Below are 18,811 nucleotides of genomic sequence, written 5' to 3' on the forward strand. Positions count from 1 at the left end.
AGTTAGCTATTTCTAAGGATATTCTAATCAAACCGGAATAGCTGTACGGGCAAGGTCAACCAGATCGGCATCGTTTACTTCTTTCTTCAAATCGGCTACTTCAAGGAACCTGGTATAGAGTTCGTCCAGCGCAGTTTTGTCAAAGGAAAAGCCCAGAAGTTCAAGCCGGTGCTTCAATGCATGGCGGCCGCTGCGGGCTGTCAGTACGATATCCGACTTGTCAACACCCACATCCTGCGGGTTCATGATTTCGTAGTTCAGGTTGTTTTTCAAATGGCCGTCCTGGTGAATACCCGACGAATGTGCAAATGCATTGCGGCCCACGATTGCCTTGTTGGCCTGTACCTGCATCCGCATCATTTTGGAAACAAGCTGACTTGTCGGAAAAATATAAGGCGTATTAATTCCTGTTTCCAGGCCTAATTCCGAATGTACCTTTAATGCCATCACCACTTCTTCCAGCGAGGTGTTACCGGCGCGTTCACCGATCCCGTTAATCGTCACTTCTACCTGACGTGCACCTGCATTGATTCCTGCGAGTGAATTGGCAGTAGCAAGACCGAGGTCATTGTGGCAGTGAATGGAGATAGTCGCTTTATGAATGTTTGATACGTTTTCGAAAATATACTTGATTTTTCCACCGTACTCCTCAGGCAGGCAGTACCCGGTAGTATCGGGAATGTTCACAACCGTAGCACCGGCGCCGATGACAGCTTCAACCAGCTGTGCAAGAAACACGAGGTCAGCGCGACCGGCGTCTTCGCAGTAAAACTCAACATCCTCTACCTTGCTTTTGGCATAGCGCGTTGCAGCGATCGCCCTTTCAAGGATCTTCTCACGGGTTGTGGCAAATTTGTGCTCAATATGAATGTCGGAAGATCCGATGCCTGTATGAATCCTTTTTCTGCGGGCATACTGGAGTGCATCCGCCGCCGCATCAATATCCCCCTGAACAGCCCTTGACAGTGCGCAGATAACCGGCTCCCGCACCGCTTTCGATATCTCCACCACCGACCGGAAGTCGCCCGGGCTCGACACAGGGAATCCGGCTTCAATGATATCGACTCCAAGTTTTTCGAGCTGACTTGCTACAACGATCTTTTCCTCCGTAGTTAGTTGGCTGCCTGGAACCTGCTCACCGTCTCGTAAAGTTGTGTCGAAGATTTGGACTCGGTTACTCATCTGTGGATTTAAATTAAGGGATACGAATTTAACAAATTTTAAACAATATAAAACCCTCTCCCGAAGCAGGAAAGGGTTCAACGAATTGAAATACCGACCTTTCCCGCATTAAGAAAGCGTGCAAATAAGAAGAGTGGTATTTTTTTCCAGTATGATCATAATTAAACTGCGAAATTTCGCTAACAGTTGATTGTTCTGCAAAGAAAAGATATCTTTTGCTTTATGCAAATATTATTTGGCAAAAAACCTGATAAATCAAATACGGCTCAATAATGCTTCTCCTGCTGCACTTGTATTCAGGATTTTGTCAGCGGGGGTGTTCGCATCCGCAATATCCCTTGTACGGAAACCATCTTTCAAAAGCTTTTCAACTGCAGCAATTACTGTATCCGCTTCTTCTTTCAGTCCAAAAGAAATATCCAGGAGCAATGCAGCCGAAAGTACCGATGCGAGCGGATTGGCAATGCCTTTTCCTGTAATATCATGTGCAGATCCATGGATAGGCTCATACACACCCGTACTGTCGCCTACCGACGCGGACGCAAGCATACCCATCGAGCCGGCGATCTGGCTGGCTTCGTCTGTGAGGATGTCACCGAACAAATTGGCAGTCACAACCACATCAAAACGCCGGGGATCCTTGATGAGCATCATCGCTGCTGAATCAACAAATTGATGCTCAACAGTTACATCAGGATACTCGGGAGCCAGAGCCTGGATTACTTCCCGCCACAGGCGGCTGGTTTCCAGTACATTTGCCTTATCAACAGAACAAAGTTTTTTGCCACGTGTACGTGCTGCCTCAAAAGCTTTGCGGCCAATGCGCTCTACTTCGTAGCGGCTGTACTCGGCAATGTCGTAAGCGGTATTGTTATCATTTTTACGCCCTTTTTCACCAAAATAAATGTCTCCTGTGAGCTCACGGAAAAACAGGATATCAGATCCTTTGAGAATTTCAGGACGAATGGACGAGGCGCCAAGCAGCTCGTCGAAAAGCTTGATCGGACGCAGGTTGGCATACAGGCCAAGTTCCTTGCGCATTTTCAGCAATCCCTGCTCCGGACGTACTTTTGCGGTGGGATCATTATCGTATTTAGGATGTCCGACAGCCCCGAAAAGTATAGCATCCGATGCACGCATTTTTGCAAGCGTTTCGTTGGGGAGCGGGTTACCGGTAGCTTCGATGGCCACGTGGCCCATCAAAGCTTCATCATAAGTAAAATCGTGGCCGAATTTTGCTGCTATTTTCTCAAGAACAGCTTTACCAACCGCAGTAACTTCTTGTCCGATACCATCGCCCGGAACGATCAGGATATTTTTTTTCATTAAAAGGTTTATGATTTTGTAAGCAATAAATGTTGGTGTAAATGCCCTCTTATGTGACAGAGGCCTTACAAAAGGATCTCAGGGGCAAGTTTTGGCTGATCAGGCACGCCGATCAGGTTCAGCATCTTCTGTGTGGCCATAATGGCGGAAAAAGTCTGGTCAGAATCAAGCCCGCGCGTTTTTACTTCTTTTCCATTGATTTCCCAGGTAATGATCGTTTCGCAAAGTGCGTCCGTCTTTCCGCCGGGTGGAATCCGTACCGTATAGTCGGTCAGCATAGGCAGACTAATGCCTTTTTTTATGTAGATCTTTTTCAATGCATTCATAAATGCATCATACTGACCGTCTCCCTGCGCATTTTCCTCAAAAACCTCTTCCCCAAACTGAATTTGCAGCGTGGCAGACGGTTTCAGATTTTTGGAGTGAGTCAGCACATAATTCACAATCACTACCTTCTCCTCAATCGTATCACTGTCGAGAATGTCGGAGATAATGTATGGGAGATCATCCGGGGTAACCACCTCTTTCCGGTCGCCCAGCTCGATGATCCGCTGTGTAACCTTTTTCAGGTCGGCATCGGACAGGGTAATTCCCAGGTCGCGCAGGTTGTTTTCAATATTCGCTTTGCCCGATGTTTTTCCCAGTGCATACAACCGCTGCCTGCCAAAGCGCTCCGGCATCAGCTTACTGAAATACAGATTGTTCTTTTTGTCGCCGTCGGCATGGATCCCGGCCGTTTGGGTAAATACACTTTCGCCAACAATGGGTTTATTGGCAGGAATGCGGATTCCGGAAAATGTCTCAACCAGCTTACTCACCGTATACAGCGAACGTTCATTGACGGAAGTCCGGAACTCAGGCATCAGATCATTCAAAACAGCAATCGTACTTGCCAGAGGCGCATTGCCCGTACGTTCGCCCATCCCGTTAACGGTCAGGTGCAGCCCGTGCGCTCCGGCCCGTAATGCTTCCATCACATTGGCAACGCTCAGGTCATAATCATTGTGCGCATGAAACTCAAAGTGATGCTGAGGGTACCTCTCTACCACTGATTTTACAAATGCATAGGATTCCGACGGTGTGAGAATGCCAAGGGTATCCGGTAAAAGAATCCTCTTTACAGGCAATGTTGTCAGGAAATCAAGCGATTGGTACACGTACTCGGGAGAGTTGCGCATGCCGTTACTCCAGTCTTCCAGGTATACATTACAGGCAATGCCCGAAGCGTCGGCCTGTTCAATTACGCTGCGGATATCTTCAAAGTGTTCGCCGGGCGTTTTTTTCAGCTGGTGTTTTAGATGGTTGAGCGAGCCCTTGGTCAGCAGGTTCATTACCCTGGCCCCGGCGTCGAGCATCCATTGAATGGAGGCAGTACCATCAACAAAAGTGAGTACTTCAATTTTGTCCAGAAATCCGTTTTCGCTGGCCCAGGAAGTGATTTTTTTGACTGCCTGAAATTCTCCCTCCGATACTCTGGCAGAAGCGACCTCGATGCGGTCTACTTTCACTTCCTGTAAAAGAACCTGTGCGATGGTGAGCTTTTCAGACGCAGAAAACGATACCCCGCTGGTTTGTTCACCATCGCGGAGGGTCGTATCCATAATTTCAATGTAGCGGCTGGTCATATTTGGCTGTCGGCTGTTGACAGTCGGCAGCCAGCTACTTGAAAGCCGATCGCCAACTGCCGGAGTTGCCTAGTAAATTCTTTCTTTTTCAAACGTGGCGATTTCGCTTTTCATCGATTGCAGGTAATCGATATCATCAAAACCGTTTGTCATGTTATGTTTTTTATAACCGTTGATATCGAAAGATTCCTGTTCTCCCGTCGCTAGTATCGTAATGGTTTGTTCGGGCAGGTTTACTTCCACCTCTGCTTTCGGGTCTGCTTCAATGGCCTGGAAAATTTTGTCCAAGAAAACAGGGCTTACCTGTACAGGCAGGATTCCTATGTTCAGAGAGTTGCCTTTGAAGATATCCGCAAAAAAGCTGGATACTACGCAGCGGAAGCCATAATCATAAATCGCCCAGGCAGCATGCTCGCGGCTCGAACCGCTTCCGAAGTTGTGGCCGCCCACGAGGATTTTCCCGGAATATATGGGATTGTTCAAAACAAAATCCTGCTTGGGTGTATCATCGCCATTATACCGCCAGTCGCGGAAAAGGTTATCGCCGAAGCCCTCTCTCTTTGTTGCTTTCAAAAAGCGGGCTGGTATAATCTGGTCGGTATCGACGTTCTCAATGGGCAGGGGTACTGCGGTGCTTTTTAGTATGGTGAATTTATCGTAAGCCATCTTTATATTGGCTGTCGGCTTTTGGCTTTCAGCATTTAAGGTTTTGAATCAATTAAGTTTTTACACAGAGTGAAAAGGAGAAAAATTGAGAGCCACGGAGGTTTACTTTATCAATCGTTTCAGACCGTATTTTAGAACTAAAACATTGAAATTGATCAAGAGTCCGATTTTCTTTTCAGCAAACTTCATGTAGGTGAGAATCTGTGCTTCGTGTACCAGGTTCAATGCTTCAACGCCCTTTAATTCAACGAAAACTGCATTCTCAACTACGAAATCCATCCGATACCCATACTCGAGTCTAACTTCTTTGTAATTAACTGGTACAGGTTTCTGCCTTCAAAGAATAGTCCCGATTGAGAAAGCTCATAAGCCAAACATTCCTCGTAAGCTGATTCGAGCAGGCCTGGCCCCAGTTTCCGATGAATTTCAATGCAACATCCGATTATCCTTCCCGTCACATCAGAATACTCCATTCTCCGTGGTCCTCCTTTTAAATCTCAGTGTGTCTCTGTGTAAAATAAAGTAAGTCCGACTGCCGGAAGCCGACAGCCGAAGTAACTTACAGCAACTCCCTCGGATCTGTCACTACCCCAGTTACGGCTGCTGCTGCTGCTACCAGCGGGCTGGCGAGCAAGGTGCGTGCACCCGGGCCCTGGCGGCCTTCAAAGTTGCGGTTGGAAGTACTTACTGCGTACTTGCCGGCCGGGATCTTATCATCGTTCATGGCAAGACAAGCAGAGCAGCCAGGCTGACGAAGCTCAAAACCTGCCTCAGTCAGAATATCCAGAATACCTTCTTCTTTGATTTGTCTTTCAACAATATGGGAGCCCGGAACAACCCATGCTGTCACATTATCCGCCTTCTTGCGTCCTTTGATAATTGAAGCAAAAGCCCGGAAATCTTCAATGCGGCCGTTTGTACAGCTGCCGATAAAAACATAATCAATTTTCTTTCCGAGCATTGATTCATTTTCATGGAAACCCATATAGTTCAGGGACTTGTCGTAAGTGGCTTTGCCACCTTCCACCTGGTCTGCAGTCGGGATTGCCTTGGAAATACCCTGACCCATTCCCGGGTTGGTACCATAGGTAATCATAGGTTCAATGTCAGCAGCATTGAAGGTGTATTCTTTGTCAAACACAGCACCTTCGTCTGTTTTCAATGTTTTCCAGTAAGCAAGCGCCTTATCCCAAGCTTCACCTTTTGGGGCCTGGTCACGGCCATTGATGTATGCGAAGGTAGTTTCATCCGGTGCAATCATTCCACCACGTGCACCCATTTCAATGCTCATGTTGCAAACGGTCATACGACCTTCCATGCTCATGTTTTCAAAAACATCACCTGCATATTCCACGAAATAGCCCGTAGCACCGGCAGTGGTCAGCCTTGAAATAATATAGAGCGTTACATCTTTCGGCGTCACGCCTTTGCCCAATTTTCCATTCACGTTCACACGCATTTTCTTAGGCTTGGGTTGCATAATACATTGGGACGAAAGCACCATTTCCACTTCGGAAGTACCGATACCAAATGCAATCGCGCCAAATGCGCCATGGGTAGATGTATGCGAATCGCCGCAAACGATGGTCATGCCAGGCAGGGTAATGCCGTTTTCGGGCCCTACCACGTGGACAATACCATTGCGTGCATGGCCCAGTCCCCAGTGCGAAATACCGTATTTGGCTGAATTGGTTTCCAATGCTTTCAGCTGATTGGCCGAAAGCGGATCTTCTACCGGAAGATGCTGGTTGATGGTCGGTGTATTGTGGTCTGCAGTGGCAAATGTGCGCTCAGGGTACATTACACCAATATTTCTGCTTTCGAGCCCGAGGAATGCCACAGGGCTGGTTACTTCGTGGATAAAGTGGCGGTCGATAAAAAATACATCCGGACCATCCTCAATCTTGCGTACAACGTGTGCATCCCACACTTTGTCGAAAAGGGTACTCGCTTGATTACTCATCTTTTGATTTTTAAAAATTTCGCCATTGTGCTACCTGCCCGGCTGAATCTTAATGGAAACCAGACAGGAAGCGGATATACAAATTACCACAAATCAGCAGTAATCAGCATAACGGTAAAGGTTCAAAAAGTAGCGTTTTTGGTTTGAAGTAGTTGTTTGAGCGGAATTCTTTATAAGGATTGTTCATCCTGCTGATTAAGGATCTGGCTCAGAGCTGCTTGTAGCGGGCGCAGGTGAACCTCGACGATACGCCAGACAATTTCATAATCAATGCCTGCATAGTCATGTACCAGTATGTGCCGCGACCGGATTATTCTCATCCATTCAATTGTTGGGTATTTTTCCCGGTCACTTTTGGGTACCCTGTTGGCAGCTTCACCTAATACCTGAAGATTCCTGATGACAGCATCGCGGGTTTTCCGGTCCTTCAAAAATCCTTCGTAGTCGAGGTCACTGGTAAATTCAAAAATAGTATTGACTGAATCAAGCATATCGGCAAGCAAGATGGACGGGCTTCTTTCAGACATAAATAATATCCTTTTCGATAAAAGGCAGCAAAACGGGCTTGATACCGCGCTTACTTACAAGATCTACGTGTTGTTCAAGAATATTTTCCAGGTCAATTGCAAGGTCAACAAACTCAAAGCCAACAGGTTGGATAAATTCCACTATAATGTCAATGTCACTGTCAGCCTCTGCTTCGTTTCGAGCATATGAGCCAAATAATCCCAGCGATTTTACCGGATACTTGGTAAACAGGTAGTTTTTAGATTGCGTAAGCCTGCTTATAATCGTTTGTTTTTCCATACTTCGCCAGACAAATACTCTCTTAAATTACGGAATTCAGAAGCAAATCAAAATTATACCTGGCGCTTCGGCGTGGTGCCGTATTTCTCTTTGTACGTCTTTATAAAATGAGAAACGCTCTCGTATCCAATGTCGGTACTGATTTCCGATACGTTTTTGGTGCTGTTGCGTAAAAGAAAATCGGCATAGTCAAGGCGCTTGTTTTTAAGCCAGAGCGCGGGTGAAGTGCTGAACTCATCCTGAAAATCACGCTTGAAGGCCGACAGGCTCCGGCCGGATAATCTTGCAAGCTCATTCAGGGTAAGTGGTTTCAGATAATAGCTGTTCATCAAAAAAGACAAATCCACCTTTTCACCCTTGTACAAGCTGTACAGAATATGCCTGAGCTGTTTGGAATTATCCAGTTCCAGCAGATGCAATAATAATTCCTGAAATTTCAACCTTAGGAAATGGTTTTTCAGGCTTGTTCTTGAACGAAAATACGGAAATACAGACTGAATAAATTTCTCAAAGTTTTCATCAGATTGTAAAAGCAAAATCGGATTCTCGTAAACGGTCTTTGTTCCTTCCAGATTAAAAAGCTCAGGATGAAGACCCACGAATTCTTTCAACAGTTTTTCATCAAAAAAGAAAACAAGACTTTTATAGGATTCATTAATAGACTCCGACATCAAATAAAACCCGCGCTGAATAAAAAGGATATCACCCTTTTCAACATGCACCTCCTGTGTAGGACTTGTAAATTTCTTTTCTCCTTCCAATACCACAATTACCGCATGCTCCTCAAAAAAAACATCATATTTTGAAGGATAAACCTCGTTGCGGTAAGCCACAAAGGTCATATCCTGAATTTTCAGGGATTCAAATTCTGAGGAGCTGATATCGGAAGGGACGCGGAGCAAGGTTACTAGCTTAACTTTCTTTTTCGATGATAAGGCTTATCCAGGCACGATGGAAAGGTACTTCTGTTTGAATCGCATCCCATAACAGATCATAGTCAATCCCCCAGTAATGGTGAATGATTCTGTCGCGCAAACCAGCAAATCCGCGCCAGTCAAATAATGGATATTTAGTCCTGACCTCATCGGGAATCTTCTTACAAGCTTCTCCAATAATTTCAAAACTTCTTACAATAGCTTTATTAAGTAAATCATTGTCTACGAATGACTCAAAACTAACAGATAAGGTATGCTGCTCTATAAATGTAAGCTCCGCCTCAATATGTTGCAGAAACTCAATCAGTGATGGAGACATACTCGATTTCTTCTTTGACATTTCGTTGAATAAATAAGGCCAAAGATTGCCACGTTACCAATTCAACTTTCCTGTTAAACAAAGCCTCTAAATAGTCAGCCAGATTCATAAAATTTCGAAAGGTTTTTTTGCCTTCACTAAATTCCACGACAAGATCCACGTCACTTTCATCTTTTTGCTCTTCGCGAACGAAAGAGCCGAAAAGACCTAACCGCTGGGCGCCCAGGCGCTTTATTGCTGGTTTGTGCTTTTCAATAAGTTGCAGAACTTCATCTTTGTTTTGAACAGTCATAGTTTGTGTATGCTTAGGTCATTGATCAAGATTCAAGGTATGAATTACAAACTTTAAACCATAAACTGAAATAAATCCGGCTGGTTGTTCAGGTATTCGTAAACAATCCGGTTTTCATTCATTCTTTCAATCAGCGGAGCAAAATCGTCCCGGCTTTTAAGTTCTATTCCTACCAATGCGGGGCCTTGTTCCCGGTTGGTTTTCTTAACATATTCGAAACGGGCAATGTCATCATTTGGGCCAAGTACATTCAAAAACTCCCGGAACGCGCCCGAACGCTGCGGAAAACGAATGATAAAATAATGTTTCAGCCCCTCGTACAAAAGTGAACGCTCCTTGATTTCCTCTGTGCGGGTAATGTCATTGTTACCGCCGCTGATAAGTGCCACCACATTCTTGCCTTTGATTTCATCTTTGATAAAATCGAGCGCGGCCACAGTCAATGCGCCTGCGGGTTCTGCCACAATCGCTTCTTCATTGTACAGCTGTAAAATGGAAGAGCACACTTTACCTTCGGGTACGAGCAATATCTTGTTGAGGCTCCGGCTGCATATTTCGTAAGTAATTTCCCCTGCGCGACCCACCGCAGCGCCATCTACAAATTTGTCAATGTTTTTTAACGTAACAACCTGCCCTTCCTCTATCGACTTCTGCATGGTAGGAGAGCCTTCCGGTTCCACACCGATCAGTTTTGTTCTGGGAGAAAGCTGTTGAAACACAGTGGATAATCCAGAGGCCAGTCCACCACCACCGATAGCCATCAGCAAATAATCGATCTGGAAATCAGCGTCCTTGAATATTTCCAACCCAACCGTTCCCTGACCTTCAATCACCTGCAAATCATCGAAAGGATGAACAAAAACGGCATTTGTGATGGTCTGGTACTCCTTGGAGGCATAGTAGGCATCATCGTAGGTATCACCTACCAGGTGTATTTCGATCCACTCTTTCCCAAACATCCGCACCTGCTTTACTTTTTGCGCAGGCGTGGTGGTAGGCATGAAAATAGCGCCTTTTACCTCCATTTTCCGGCAGGCATAAGCTACTCCCTGGGCATGGTTGCCCGCACTGGCACAAACCACACCATTAGCCAGTTCTCCGGCAGTCAGGCTGGCCATTTTGTTATAGGCTCCCCGGATTTTGTAGGAACGTACTGTTTGCAGGTCTTCCCTTTTCAGGTAAATATTGGCTTCATACTGCTCCGACAAATGCGCATTGTACAGGATAGGAGTGTGGTTGATGACGCCTCTCAACCGCTGGGCTGCCAGGAAAATGTTGTCCAGTGTCGGGACGGAATGCGGATCGTTCATATGGGAAGGAAAGAAAAAGAGCCTTACGATAATCGTAAAGCCCGGTATTTTCTGCAAAAAAAGCGGTATTTAGTTGCGCTCAGGACGAAGGCTCCGAACTGTCGCGCCTGCCTGCCACATTTCTGATTCGCGCAGCTCTGCCAGTTCTTCTTCCAGCTTTACGCGGTAGTCAGACTGTGAGTTGCGGCTGATAGAAATCTGAGCCTGCTCGCCTGATTTTACTGAGTTGTAAAGTTGTTCGAAAACAGGTTTTGTAGCATCACGGAAAGGTTTCCACCAGTCCAATGCACCACGTTGAGCGGTAGTGGAGCAGTTGGCATACATCCAGTCCATCCCATTTTCAGCTACCAGCGGCATCAGTGATTGGGTCAGTTCTTCAACCGTTTCATTGAATGCTTCGGAAGGTGTGTGTCCATTGGAACGCAGCACTTCGTACTGAGCTGCAAAGATTCCCTGGATAGCACCCATCAAAGTACCACGCTCACCGGTAAGGTCGGAGGTAACTTCACGGTAAAAATCCGTTTCAAACAAATATCCTGAACCAACACCTATTCCCATGGCGATGCATTTTTCACGGCCTTTGCCGGTAGCATCCTGGAATACAGCAAATGATGAGTTCAGACCTTTTCCTTCTACAAACATACGGCGCAGTGAAGTTCCTGATCCTTTGGGAGCTACCAGGTACACGTCTACATCCGCAGGAGGCACAATGCCGGTCTGGTCTTTATAAGTTACGCCGAAACCATGGGAGAAGTACAGTGATTTTCCGGCAGTAAGGTGCTTTTTCACAGTCGGCCATAGCTCAATCTGTGCAGCATCCGAAAGCAGGTAGCAAATGATCGTTCCTTTTGAAAGAGCTTCTTCGATGTCAAAAAGAGTCTCGCCTGGTACCCAGCCGTCAGCCACAGCTTTGTCCCATGACTTGCCACCCTGGCGCTGACCAACGATTACGTTAAAACCATTGTCGCGCATGTTCAGGCTTTGGCCCGGGCCCTGGACACCGTAACCAATTACAGCGATGGTCTCATTGGAGAGTACTTCACGTGCTTTTTCAAGAGGAAATTCTTCACGGGTTACTACTTCTTCTTCGACCCCGCCGAAATTTAATTTTGCCATTGATTATAGATTGGATTATTGATTTACTACGGATTAAAAAACAATATTAAGGAAAGTCACACCATTACTGGTAATATTCCCACTCAGCTTCCGGAAGGTAATCCACCAGCGTTTGAGGCGATTTGCTCACCGCAACCCGGCCGGACCTTACAAATTCGAGGATTTCGTGCGGTTTGATGTAATCAAAAAATTCAAAGATCTCCTCTTCGGTACCTGTTTTCTGAATGATTACATAGGTCAGGTGCCAGTACACGACCCAGGCTTTGTAAACCTTGTTAATGGTTTCAATATCAATGGGCTTAGCACCGATCGGTGTTGATATTTTGAACAATGCAATTTCATTATATGCAATGTCATCGTTCAGATACCCGAACACCGCGAGTACTTCAACCACTTTCCTGATCTGCCGCACCAGCTTTTCCACCGCCTCGCGGGACTCGTGATGGATGACGATCGTGAACCTGGAAATGCCTTTGCGCTCGGTTTCGGATACGGTTAGACTTTCGATATTAATGCGCCGGCGTGTCAGGACCGTGGTTATTTTGTTCAGTATCCCGATCGTATTTTCCGTAAATACGCAAATGGTGTATGTTGTCATAATGTTCTGAGATCTGGGTCTTAGGCTAACCTGATGTCGGCCACGCAAGCGCCGGTAGGTACCATCGGAAACACGTTTTCTTCTTTTTCAACCAAAACTTCCAGCAGGTAAGGCTTATCAGAAGCCAGCAGCTTATCAAGTGACTCATTCAGATTATCGCGGCTGGCGCAAGTATGTCCGTCAATGCCGAAACCTTTCGCGATGGTAATGAAATCCGGATTTTGCAGCTCCACGAAAGAGTACCTTTTTTGATGAAAAAGTTGCTGCCACTGCCGTACCATGCCCAGGAAGTTGTTGTTCAGGATAATGATCTTCACCGGTAAACCTTTCTGCGCAATGGTACCCAGCTCCTGGATGGTCATCTGAAAACATCCGTCGCCTATGAATGCCACTACTTCGCGGTCAGGTGCGCCTACTTTCGCTCCAAATGCAGCGGGTAGCGCATAGCCCATCGTTCCCAAACCTCCGGACGTAATGAAAGAACCCGGTTTCTTAAACTGGTAATAACGGGCGGTCATCATCTGGTGCTGACCTACATCGGCCAGTACTACTGCTTCCCCTTTCGTTTTGTCCGAAAGCTGACGGATTACTTCCGCCATCTTGATCTTTTCGGTCGTAGGGGCAAGTTCGGGCTGGGTAATCTTTTCATCTTCAATAACATCGTACTTCTTGAACTCTGCCCGCCAGGCTTCGTGATTGTTTTCCTTCACGAGCGGCAGAAGCATCTCCAGTGCCCTTTTGGCATCACCTACCACGGGCGCATCCGCCTTGATGATCTTGTCGATCTCGGCCGGATCAATTTCGATATGAATAATTTTAGCCTGCTTGGCATACCTGCTTACATCCCCGGTTACCCGGTCATCAAAGCGCATTCCTATTGCAATTACAACATCGCATTGGTTGGTAAGCACATTGGTGCCATAGTTGCCGTGCATTCCCAGCCAGCCTACGTAATTAGGATGGTCTACCGATACACATGAAAGGCCGAGCAGCGTAGAGGCAGCAGGAACATCCGTTTTTTCGATAAACTGAAGCAATTCTTTTTCTGCACCTGCGATCTGCACGCCATGCCCGAAGAACACAAACGGGCGTTTGGCCTCATTGATCAGCTTTGCAGCGGCCTCAACCTGATCTTGTTTGGGGGCAATCCGGGGACGGTAGCTGATCAGCGTTTCACATTTTTTATATGAAAAAGCTTTGCTCATCAGTTCCTGCTGCGCATTTTTTGTAATATCAATGAGCACAGGACCTGGTCGGCCGGAGCCGGCTATATAAAATGCCTTGGCAATAATTTCAGGAATTTCGTCTGCACGGGTGACCTGGTAGTTCCATTTTGTAATCGGCACGGTAATACCAATCACATCAGTTTCCTGGAATGCATCTGTACCCAGCAGGTGAGACGCTACCTGGCCTACGATGCACACCATGGGCGTAGAATCGATAATCGCATCAGCAATACCTGTGACGAGATTGGTAGCGCCCGGGCCGGATGTTACCAGGCACACGCCTGTCTTGCCCGATACCCTTGCATATCCTTCTGCAGCATGCGCGGCACCTTGTTCATGGCGTACCAGGATGTGCTCAATTTCGGTCTGGTAATCATAAATGGCGTCGTATACCGGCATAATGGCACCGCCCGGATAACCGAAGATGGTTTCAATGCCTTCCGCAATCAGCGAACGGATCAAAGCATGTGACCCGTTGATCAACTCCGGTTTTTCGACAGACACCGCAGGTTTTGGCGCTGCAATGGCTGCTGTTTGATTTTCATTAAATTCCATGACCTCTGTGTTTTATAGTCTAATGAAAGCAGTGTATTTACACTTCATCTGTTACACAGCCTTCGCTGGCTGATTTTACAGTGCGGATGTACCTTCCGAGCATTCCTTTTGTAAACTTCGGAGCAGGTTGTACCCATGCAGCCTTGCGGGCTGTAAGCTCCTCATCAGAAATGTGGAGCGTGAGTGCGCGCGTATTGGCATCAATGCTGATGCGGTCGCCATCTTTTACCAAGGCAATAGGTCCGCCCTCAAATGCTTCCGGGGTAATGTGGCCTACTACAAATCCATGCGTACCTCCCGAAAAGCGACCGTCCGTGATCAATGCAATCTTGTCGCCAAGTCCTGCTCCCATAACGGCCGAGGTAGGTTTCAGCATTTCCGACATGCCTGGTCCGCCTTTCGGACCTGCATTGCGGATCACTACCACGTGGCCCGGCTTGATCTCACCATTTGCCAGCATGTCGATGATCTCCGATTCATGTTCACAAACTTTGGCTTCGCCACTGAAAGTGAGTCCCTCTTTGCCTGTAATTTTTGCGACCCCACCTTCTGGTGCAAGGTTTCCATACATGATCTGGATATGTCCCGAAGACTTGATAGGTGTCTCGATCGGGAACACCATTTTTTGCATTTCAAAGTTCAGATCAGGTGCTTCCGCGAGGTTTTCAGCAACTGTTTTTCCTGTTACTGTAATGCAGTCCCCGTGAATAAGTCCTTTTGAATACAGGTACTTGGTAACTGCCGGCACACCGCCAATTTCCAGGATATCTTCCATATAATACTTACCACTGGGTTTCAGGTCCGCGATAAATGGCGTACGGTCTGAAATCACCTGAATGTCATCCAGTGTCAGCGGAATATCAGCTGCACGGGCGATAGCAAGGTAATGCAGGGCTGCATTGGTAGAGCCTCCCAGCGCCATAACTACCGTAAGCGCATTTTCCAGTGACTTCTTGGTAATGATATCGCGGGGTGTAATGTTGAGTTCAAGCAGCTTTTTCATAGCCGCGCCTATTTTTTTACACTCCTCCTGCTTGCCTTCGTGGGTAGCAGGGTATGAGCTGCTGAACGGAAGGCTCAGTCCCATCGCCTCAATGGAAGAGGCCATGGTATTGGCAGTGTACATACCGCCACAAGCACCTTGTCCCGGAATGGAATTCTGGATGACACCTTTAAAGTCTTCGTCAGAAATGTTGTTTGCAAACTTTTTACCCAGAGCTTCAAAAGCCGACACGATATCCAGCTTCTGTCCTTTATAATGTCCGGACCGGATCGTACCGCCATAAACCATAATTGCAGGCCTGTCAAGACGAGCCATGGCCATGATGGCGCCGGGCATATTTTTATCACAACCTACTACTGCAATCACGCCGTCGTACCATTGGGCTGCCACCACGGTTTCAATCGAGTCCGCAATAATGTCACGGCTGGGAAGCGAATAGCGCATTCCATCATTTCCATTGGTCATCCCATCCGAAACACCGATGGTGTTAAAGATCAGTCCGATCATATCATTGGCCGTAACTCCCTGCTTTACGTATACAGATAGACCGTTCAGGTGCATGTTGCACGGGTTGCCTTCATAGCCTGTACTTGCAATCCCGATCTGAGGCTTTACAAAATCTTCCTCTTTTAGCCCGATGCCATACAGCATGGCCTGCGCTGCGGGGTTAGTTACTTCCTGGGTCAGGATTTTAGAAAACTTATTTAATTCTGTCGCCATTGGTGATCATTGTATTTAAATAAAAACACCCCACTCTGGTGAGTGAGGTGCTGGTTATATCAGGCTATCCCACTCACGCAATCAGCGCGACCACTAGCAGGCTCGGGACGAAAATTCGGCAGTTCATAAGCGTAATCATTAACATTAGCGAAAATTCGCTGGATTAGACTTGGTACTACAAATTAGAAGTCAATCTTTTTATTTTCCAAACAAAGAGGCTATTTTTTGGCATAAATCTGTCTTAAATACCAAATATTGATCTTGAAACTCCGGTCTTCCTGAAAACATCTATTTTTGAAGACAACAATTAAATCTTATGCTGACAACTGAATCTGCATCTAATTACAACCATCTCGAGCAAATGAGCATTCGGGATATCCTGGTTGCCATCAACCAGGAAGATCATACAGTACCTGCTGCTGTTCAAAAATCATTGCCGCAGATAGAGGCCCTGGTCGCCGGCATTGTGCCGCGCATGAAGGCTGGCGGGAGGCTGTTTTACATTGGAGCGGGTACCAGCGGCAGGCTTGGTGTAGTGGATGCGTCCGAATGTCCGCCTACTTTCGGGGTACCGTTTGACCTGGTTGTGGGCATTATTGCAGGAGGTGATACCGCCATCAGGAAGGCCGTCGAAAATGCGGAAGACGATTGGGAGCAGGCCTGGAAGGATCTGGCATCATTTGCACCTCAGGAAAACGACACATTGATCGGTATAGCTGCCTCGGGCCGTACACCTTATGTAATAGGCGGCTTGAATGAAGCACGCAAGGCCGGATTGCTTACAGGGTGCGTCGTCTGCAATGCGGGATCGCCCGTAGCTGCCGCTGCCGAGTACCCGGTAGAGGTGGTAGCAGGGCCGGAGTTCCTAACGGGAAGTACCAGAATGAAGGCAGGAACTGCGCAAAAGCTTGTTTTGAATATGATCTCGACCTCGGTCATGATCCAGCTGGGAAAAGTAAAAGGTAACAAAATGGTCGATATGCAGCTTACTAACGAAAAGCTGGTAGACCGAGCCCTGCGGATGATCGTCGAAGAGCTGGAAGTTTCGCCCGATGAGGCTGAGTCGCTTTTGAAAAAATATGGAAGTGTACGTGGCGCAATCAACGCAGTCAAAAAGGCATAAAAAAAGGTCAGGCAGCCGCAGCTCCTGACCTTTCCGCTTTTCAGCATGTATTTTCAATAATCTGAGTAATCAGTAGGGAAGAGGAACAGCGTTACGTTTTTGGAAACGTTGTTCTGATATTCCGGCATTGATTTTACTTTTCCCCATTCAGCATCGTCGCCAAATGATTTCCAGTGTGCGTCACGGGAAGCTTTGTCGGAGAACGTGGTCAGGTACATCAGGTTGGGCTGTGTAGCGCCTGACACTACCTCTCCGTAAAATACTGCATTGAATCCCAGACGATCAAAAATCCCGATCTCATTACCCGCATTGAACTGCTTTACCTTATTCCAGTAAATCTTTTCAGTATGGCCTTCGTAGCTTCTGAGTTCATAAATGCGGTCGCTTTTAGGTGAGCTCAGGTTTGGCTTTTTCATTACCGGGCTCTTTTCAAATGCGCGCAATACCGTAGACTGAATGCGGGAATATGGCGGATTCTTGTATTCGGCATCAATGTAGTCTTTGCCCGCCGCCTGGTATGCAGCATCTTTTTGCAGTTTTTCAGGAAGAGAAACCAGTTGGTCCAGTGATTTTAGCGGCACGAGCACGTAGATTCTTTTTCCGGAAGCAGTATCCGAAGTTACCGGCTTAAAAACCCCGATATCCTTGATACCGGCACGATGCATGGCAGGAATGTAGGCATCTTTCAGGTAATTGTCTACGCGGCTTTCCTGGTCTTTGCTTTTCAGGTGGTAGATTTTCAATTCATAAAATTCCCTTTTGGCGGCAACAGCCTGTGTACTTATGGTCAGCACACAAAGGAACAGCGATAGGAGCAGATGAAGTCTGTACTGTTTTGACATAAAATAAAATGGAAAGGATAAAAAAGCATTGCAGTACAAAGACCTGCCATAGCTTTGTTTACCCTAATCCAATACTAATAAAATAGATTAAACAATCAGAATTTCGGGCAGCTAAGCTGGCGCTTGCGGCTTTTGCTGCGTTTGGGTTTGGGATCCAGGGGAGCAAATACGTAAGAAAGCGATATTTCGTGTGCACCGCCGCTGCTTGCACCCAGGGTAGAAATGGTGAGATCGTAGCTATAACCGATGGAAAACTTATCCTGCCGGAAACCCGCCAGGAAAATCAGCGACTCGTGGTTATTGATGTTCTGTGCATATTTTTTGAACGGGATACCCCGGTACCAGGCACCCAGCACGAGCGGTTCAATGGTTACGTACATTCCTGCATCAAACTGGTCGTATTTGCCCTGCTTTTTATAAAGTATGGCAGGAGAAATGCTCTTTTCCTTATCAATTTCATCGCCCAGGAAAGTATATCCTGCAAAAGGAATACGCAAACCCGCCTGTAAGCTGGCTTTTACCGGAAGCCGGGCCTCTGTAAGGGAAGAAAAAGCCTGGTTGGGCCGGTTGAGGTGATGAGCGGAGGCGCCTACCCAGTACCAATCCGAGTAAAGCATTAATCCCGACGCAAAGTCGGCATAAAACACATTGGGCCCTCCTGTCGCAAAGGGATCCTTGGAAGGCTGGCCTGTCAGTCCGCCGTTATCATACTGGTCGCCAAAGGTAAGTCCGAAATAATCCAGCGTCCGTGAAGCAAAACCACCCTGGATACCCAGCCGCAGCGAAGTAAGGTCATTCAGCTGGATCTGGTAAGAATACTGAAGTCCTACATCGGTTGATTTAAGATTGCCGAGTCCCTGACTGTCCATGGTCACCAGCACACCCAGCCCCGAGTTGTAATTGGGCAGAAAAACATCGGCACCGAATGAAGTAGTCACAAAGTTGGCCGAAAGCGACGGCCACTGGTTACGGTAATTGACTGTGGCGCGGGGCGCAAGTGCACCGCCTGCAAGAGCCGGGTTAAGGTATAAGGGATTTGCGTAAAACTGCGAAAACTGTGGATCCTGGCTCCAACCATCCAGGCTTACGAGTGTCAGTAGCAATAGAGGAAGTAAACGCTTGATCATAAAAGTCTGTCGATGCCCTTCCGTGGTTGACGGATTTGTTCAGGAGAAAAAAAATACTAAATATAATTCACAAAAT

Annotated in this window: 18 protein-coding genes and 1 pseudogene; 1 reads left to right on the forward strand and 18 read right to left on the reverse strand. The window is 46.9% G+C overall.

What is annotated here, in order from left to right; all coding sequences use genetic code 11:
• Positions 1 to 27 precede the first annotated feature (27 nt).
• From HWI92_RS19540 to ilvD, 16 genes and pseudogenes are all read right to left on the reverse strand, one after another.
• Positions 28 to 1,182 (reverse strand): 2-isopropylmalate synthase, encoded by a 1,155-nt coding sequence (locus HWI92_RS19540; protein WP_204658407.1) that lies wholly within the window; start codon positions 1,180 to 1,182, stop codon positions 28 to 30.
• A 255-nt stretch (positions 1,183 to 1,437) separates the two neighbouring features.
• Positions 1,438 to 2,508, reverse strand: a complete 1,071-nt coding sequence (gene leuB, locus HWI92_RS19545) for a 3-isopropylmalate dehydrogenase (RefSeq protein ID WP_204658409.1) — start codon at positions 2,506 to 2,508, stop codon at positions 1,438 to 1,440.
• Positions 2,509 to 2,573: 65 nt separating this feature from the next.
• A complete protein-coding gene (locus HWI92_RS19550; RefSeq protein ID WP_204658411.1) occupies positions 2,574 to 4,133 on the reverse strand; it encodes a hydroxymethylglutaryl-CoA lyase-like TIM-barrel protein in 1,560 nt (519 codons plus the stop codon).
• A 69-nt stretch (positions 4,134 to 4,202) separates the two neighbouring features.
• On the reverse strand, positions 4,203 to 4,799 hold the full coding sequence (gene leuD, locus HWI92_RS19555; protein ID WP_204658413.1) for a 3-isopropylmalate dehydratase small subunit: 597 nt from the start codon (positions 4,797 to 4,799) through the stop codon (positions 4,203 to 4,205).
• A gap of 102 nt (positions 4,800 to 4,901) precedes the next feature.
• Positions 4,902 to 5,272: pseudogene (locus HWI92_RS25655) on the reverse strand (GxxExxY protein).
• A gap of 86 nt (positions 5,273 to 5,358) precedes the next feature.
• Positions 5,359 to 6,762 (reverse strand): 3-isopropylmalate dehydratase large subunit, encoded by a 1,404-nt coding sequence (gene leuC, locus HWI92_RS19565; RefSeq protein ID WP_204658415.1) that lies wholly within the window; start codon positions 6,760 to 6,762, stop codon positions 5,359 to 5,361.
• A 170-nt stretch (positions 6,763 to 6,932) separates the two neighbouring features.
• Positions 6,933 to 7,289 (reverse strand): HepT-like ribonuclease domain-containing protein, encoded by a 357-nt coding sequence (locus HWI92_RS19570; protein ID WP_204658417.1) that lies wholly within the window; start codon positions 7,287 to 7,289, stop codon positions 6,933 to 6,935.
• A complete protein-coding gene (locus tag HWI92_RS19575) occupies positions 7,282 to 7,569 on the reverse strand; it encodes a nucleotidyltransferase family protein (RefSeq protein WP_204658419.1) in 288 nt (95 codons plus the stop codon). The genes HWI92_RS19570 and HWI92_RS19575 overlap by 8 nt, the downstream gene beginning before the upstream one ends.
• Positions 7,570 to 7,622: 53 nt before the next feature.
• Positions 7,623 to 8,471: an AraC family transcriptional regulator gene (locus HWI92_RS19580; protein WP_204658421.1), complete on the reverse strand. Its 849-nt coding sequence runs from the start codon at positions 8,469 to 8,471 to the stop codon at positions 7,623 to 7,625.
• Positions 8,472 to 8,481: 10 nt separating this feature from the next.
• Entirely contained in the window at positions 8,482 to 8,823 is a 342-nt protein-coding gene (locus tag HWI92_RS19585; protein WP_204658423.1) for a HepT-like ribonuclease domain-containing protein, read from the reverse strand.
• Entirely contained in the window at positions 8,804 to 9,115 is a 312-nt protein-coding gene (locus HWI92_RS19590) for a nucleotidyltransferase family protein (protein ID WP_204658425.1), read from the reverse strand. The genes HWI92_RS19585 and HWI92_RS19590 overlap by 20 nt, the downstream gene beginning before the upstream one ends.
• Positions 9,116 to 9,168: 53 nt before the next feature.
• On the reverse strand, positions 9,169 to 10,425 hold the full coding sequence (gene ilvA / locus HWI92_RS19595) for a threonine ammonia-lyase IlvA (RefSeq protein ID WP_204664708.1): 1,257 nt from the start codon (positions 10,423 to 10,425) through the stop codon (positions 9,169 to 9,171).
• Positions 10,426 to 10,494: 69 nt separating this feature from the next.
• Positions 10,495 to 11,541, reverse strand: a complete 1,047-nt coding sequence (ilvC, locus tag HWI92_RS19600; protein WP_204658427.1) for a ketol-acid reductoisomerase — start codon at positions 11,539 to 11,541, stop codon at positions 10,495 to 10,497.
• A gap of 64 nt (positions 11,542 to 11,605) precedes the next feature.
• Positions 11,606 to 12,139 (reverse strand): acetolactate synthase small subunit, encoded by a 534-nt coding sequence (gene ilvN / locus HWI92_RS19605; protein WP_204658429.1) that lies wholly within the window; start codon positions 12,137 to 12,139, stop codon positions 11,606 to 11,608.
• Positions 12,140 to 12,159: 20 nt separating this feature from the next.
• Complete coding sequence (gene ilvB, locus HWI92_RS19610) at positions 12,160 to 13,920, reverse strand: biosynthetic-type acetolactate synthase large subunit (protein ID WP_204658431.1); 1,761 nt, start codon at positions 13,918 to 13,920, stop codon at positions 12,160 to 12,162.
• A 37-nt stretch (positions 13,921 to 13,957) separates the two neighbouring features.
• Complete coding sequence (gene ilvD, locus HWI92_RS19615) at positions 13,958 to 15,643, reverse strand: dihydroxy-acid dehydratase (protein WP_204658434.1); 1,686 nt, start codon at positions 15,641 to 15,643, stop codon at positions 13,958 to 13,960.
• Positions 15,644 to 15,959: 316 nt separating this feature from the next.
• Here ilvD and murQ point away from each other — a divergent pair, with 316 nt between their 5' ends.
• Positions 15,960 to 16,766: an N-acetylmuramic acid 6-phosphate etherase gene (gene murQ, locus HWI92_RS19620; protein WP_204658436.1), complete on the forward strand. Its 807-nt coding sequence runs from the start codon at positions 15,960 to 15,962 to the stop codon at positions 16,764 to 16,766.
• 53 nt (positions 16,767 to 16,819) lie between these two features.
• Here murQ and HWI92_RS19625 read toward each other — a convergent pair whose 3' ends face one another.
• Together HWI92_RS19625 and HWI92_RS19630 are read right to left on the reverse strand one after the other, a co-directional pair.
• The gene (locus HWI92_RS19625) at positions 16,820 to 17,509 is read right to left on the reverse strand and encodes an NIPSNAP family protein (protein WP_310589489.1); all 690 of its coding nucleotides are present in this window, start codon (positions 17,507 to 17,509) and stop codon (positions 16,820 to 16,822) included.
• Between the two features lie 194 nt (positions 17,510 to 17,703).
• Positions 17,704 to 18,735: a PorP/SprF family type IX secretion system membrane protein gene (locus HWI92_RS19630; RefSeq protein ID WP_204658440.1), complete on the reverse strand. Its 1,032-nt coding sequence runs from the start codon at positions 18,733 to 18,735 to the stop codon at positions 17,704 to 17,706.
• Positions 18,736 to 18,811 lie beyond the last annotated feature (76 nt).

It is taken from the genome of Dyadobacter sandarakinus (assembly GCF_016894445.1).
GTDB classification, from domain to species: domain Bacteria; phylum Bacteroidota; class Bacteroidia; order Cytophagales; family Spirosomataceae; genus Dyadobacter; species Dyadobacter sandarakinus.

What these genes read in the sequence shown, in the direction of transcription:
- ilvD (WP_204658434.1), bottom strand. Translation starts at nt 15,643, where the DNA reads ATGGCGACAGAATTAAATAAGTTTTCTAAAATCCTGACCCAGGAAGTA.
- murQ (WP_204658436.1), top strand. Translation starts at nt 15,960, where the DNA reads ATGCTGACAACTGAATCTGCATCTAATTACAACCATCTCGAGCAAATG.
- leuC (WP_204658415.1), bottom strand. Translation starts at nt 6,762, where the DNA reads ATGAGTAATCAAGCGAGTACCCTTTTCGACAAAGTGTGGGATGCACAC.
- HWI92_RS19570 (WP_204658417.1), bottom strand. Translation starts at nt 7,289, where the DNA reads ATGTCTGAAAGAAGCCCGTCCATCTTGCTTGCCGATATGCTTGATTCA.
- HWI92_RS19590 (WP_204658425.1), bottom strand. Translation starts at nt 9,115, where the DNA reads ATGACTGTTCAAAACAAAGATGAAGTTCTGCAACTTATTGAAAAGCAC.
- HWI92_RS19630 (WP_204658440.1), bottom strand. Translation starts at nt 18,735, where the DNA reads ATGATCAAGCGTTTACTTCCTCTATTGCTACTGACACTCGTAAGCCTG.
- ilvN (WP_204658429.1), bottom strand. Translation starts at nt 12,139, where the DNA reads ATGACAACATACACCATTTGCGTATTTACGGAAAATACGATCGGGATA.
- HWI92_RS19550 (WP_204658411.1), bottom strand. Translation starts at nt 4,133, where the DNA reads ATGACCAGCCGCTACATTGAAATTATGGATACGACCCTCCGCGATGGT.
- HWI92_RS19575 (WP_204658419.1), bottom strand. Translation starts at nt 7,569, where the DNA reads ATGGAAAAACAAACGATTATAAGCAGGCTTACGCAATCTAAAAACTAC.
- leuD (WP_204658413.1), bottom strand. Translation starts at nt 4,799, where the DNA reads ATGGCTTACGATAAATTCACCATACTAAAAAGCACCGCAGTACCCCTG.
- HWI92_RS19540 (WP_204658407.1), bottom strand. Translation starts at nt 1,182, where the DNA reads ATGAGTAACCGAGTCCAAATCTTCGACACAACTTTACGAGACGGTGAG.
- ilvB (WP_204658431.1), bottom strand. Translation starts at nt 13,920, where the DNA reads ATGGAATTTAATGAAAATCAAACAGCAGCCATTGCAGCGCCAAAACCT.
- leuB (WP_204658409.1), bottom strand. Translation starts at nt 2,508, where the DNA reads ATGAAAAAAAATATCCTGATCGTTCCGGGCGATGGTATCGGACAAGAA.
- HWI92_RS19585 (WP_204658423.1), bottom strand. Translation starts at nt 8,823, where the DNA reads ATGTCTCCATCACTGATTGAGTTTCTGCAACATATTGAGGCGGAGCTT.
- ilvA (WP_204664708.1), bottom strand. Translation starts at nt 10,425, where the DNA reads ATGAACGATCCGCATTCCGTCCCGACACTGGACAACATTTTCCTGGCA.
- ilvC (WP_204658427.1), bottom strand. Translation starts at nt 11,541, where the DNA reads ATGGCAAAATTAAATTTCGGCGGGGTCGAAGAAGAAGTAGTAACCCGT.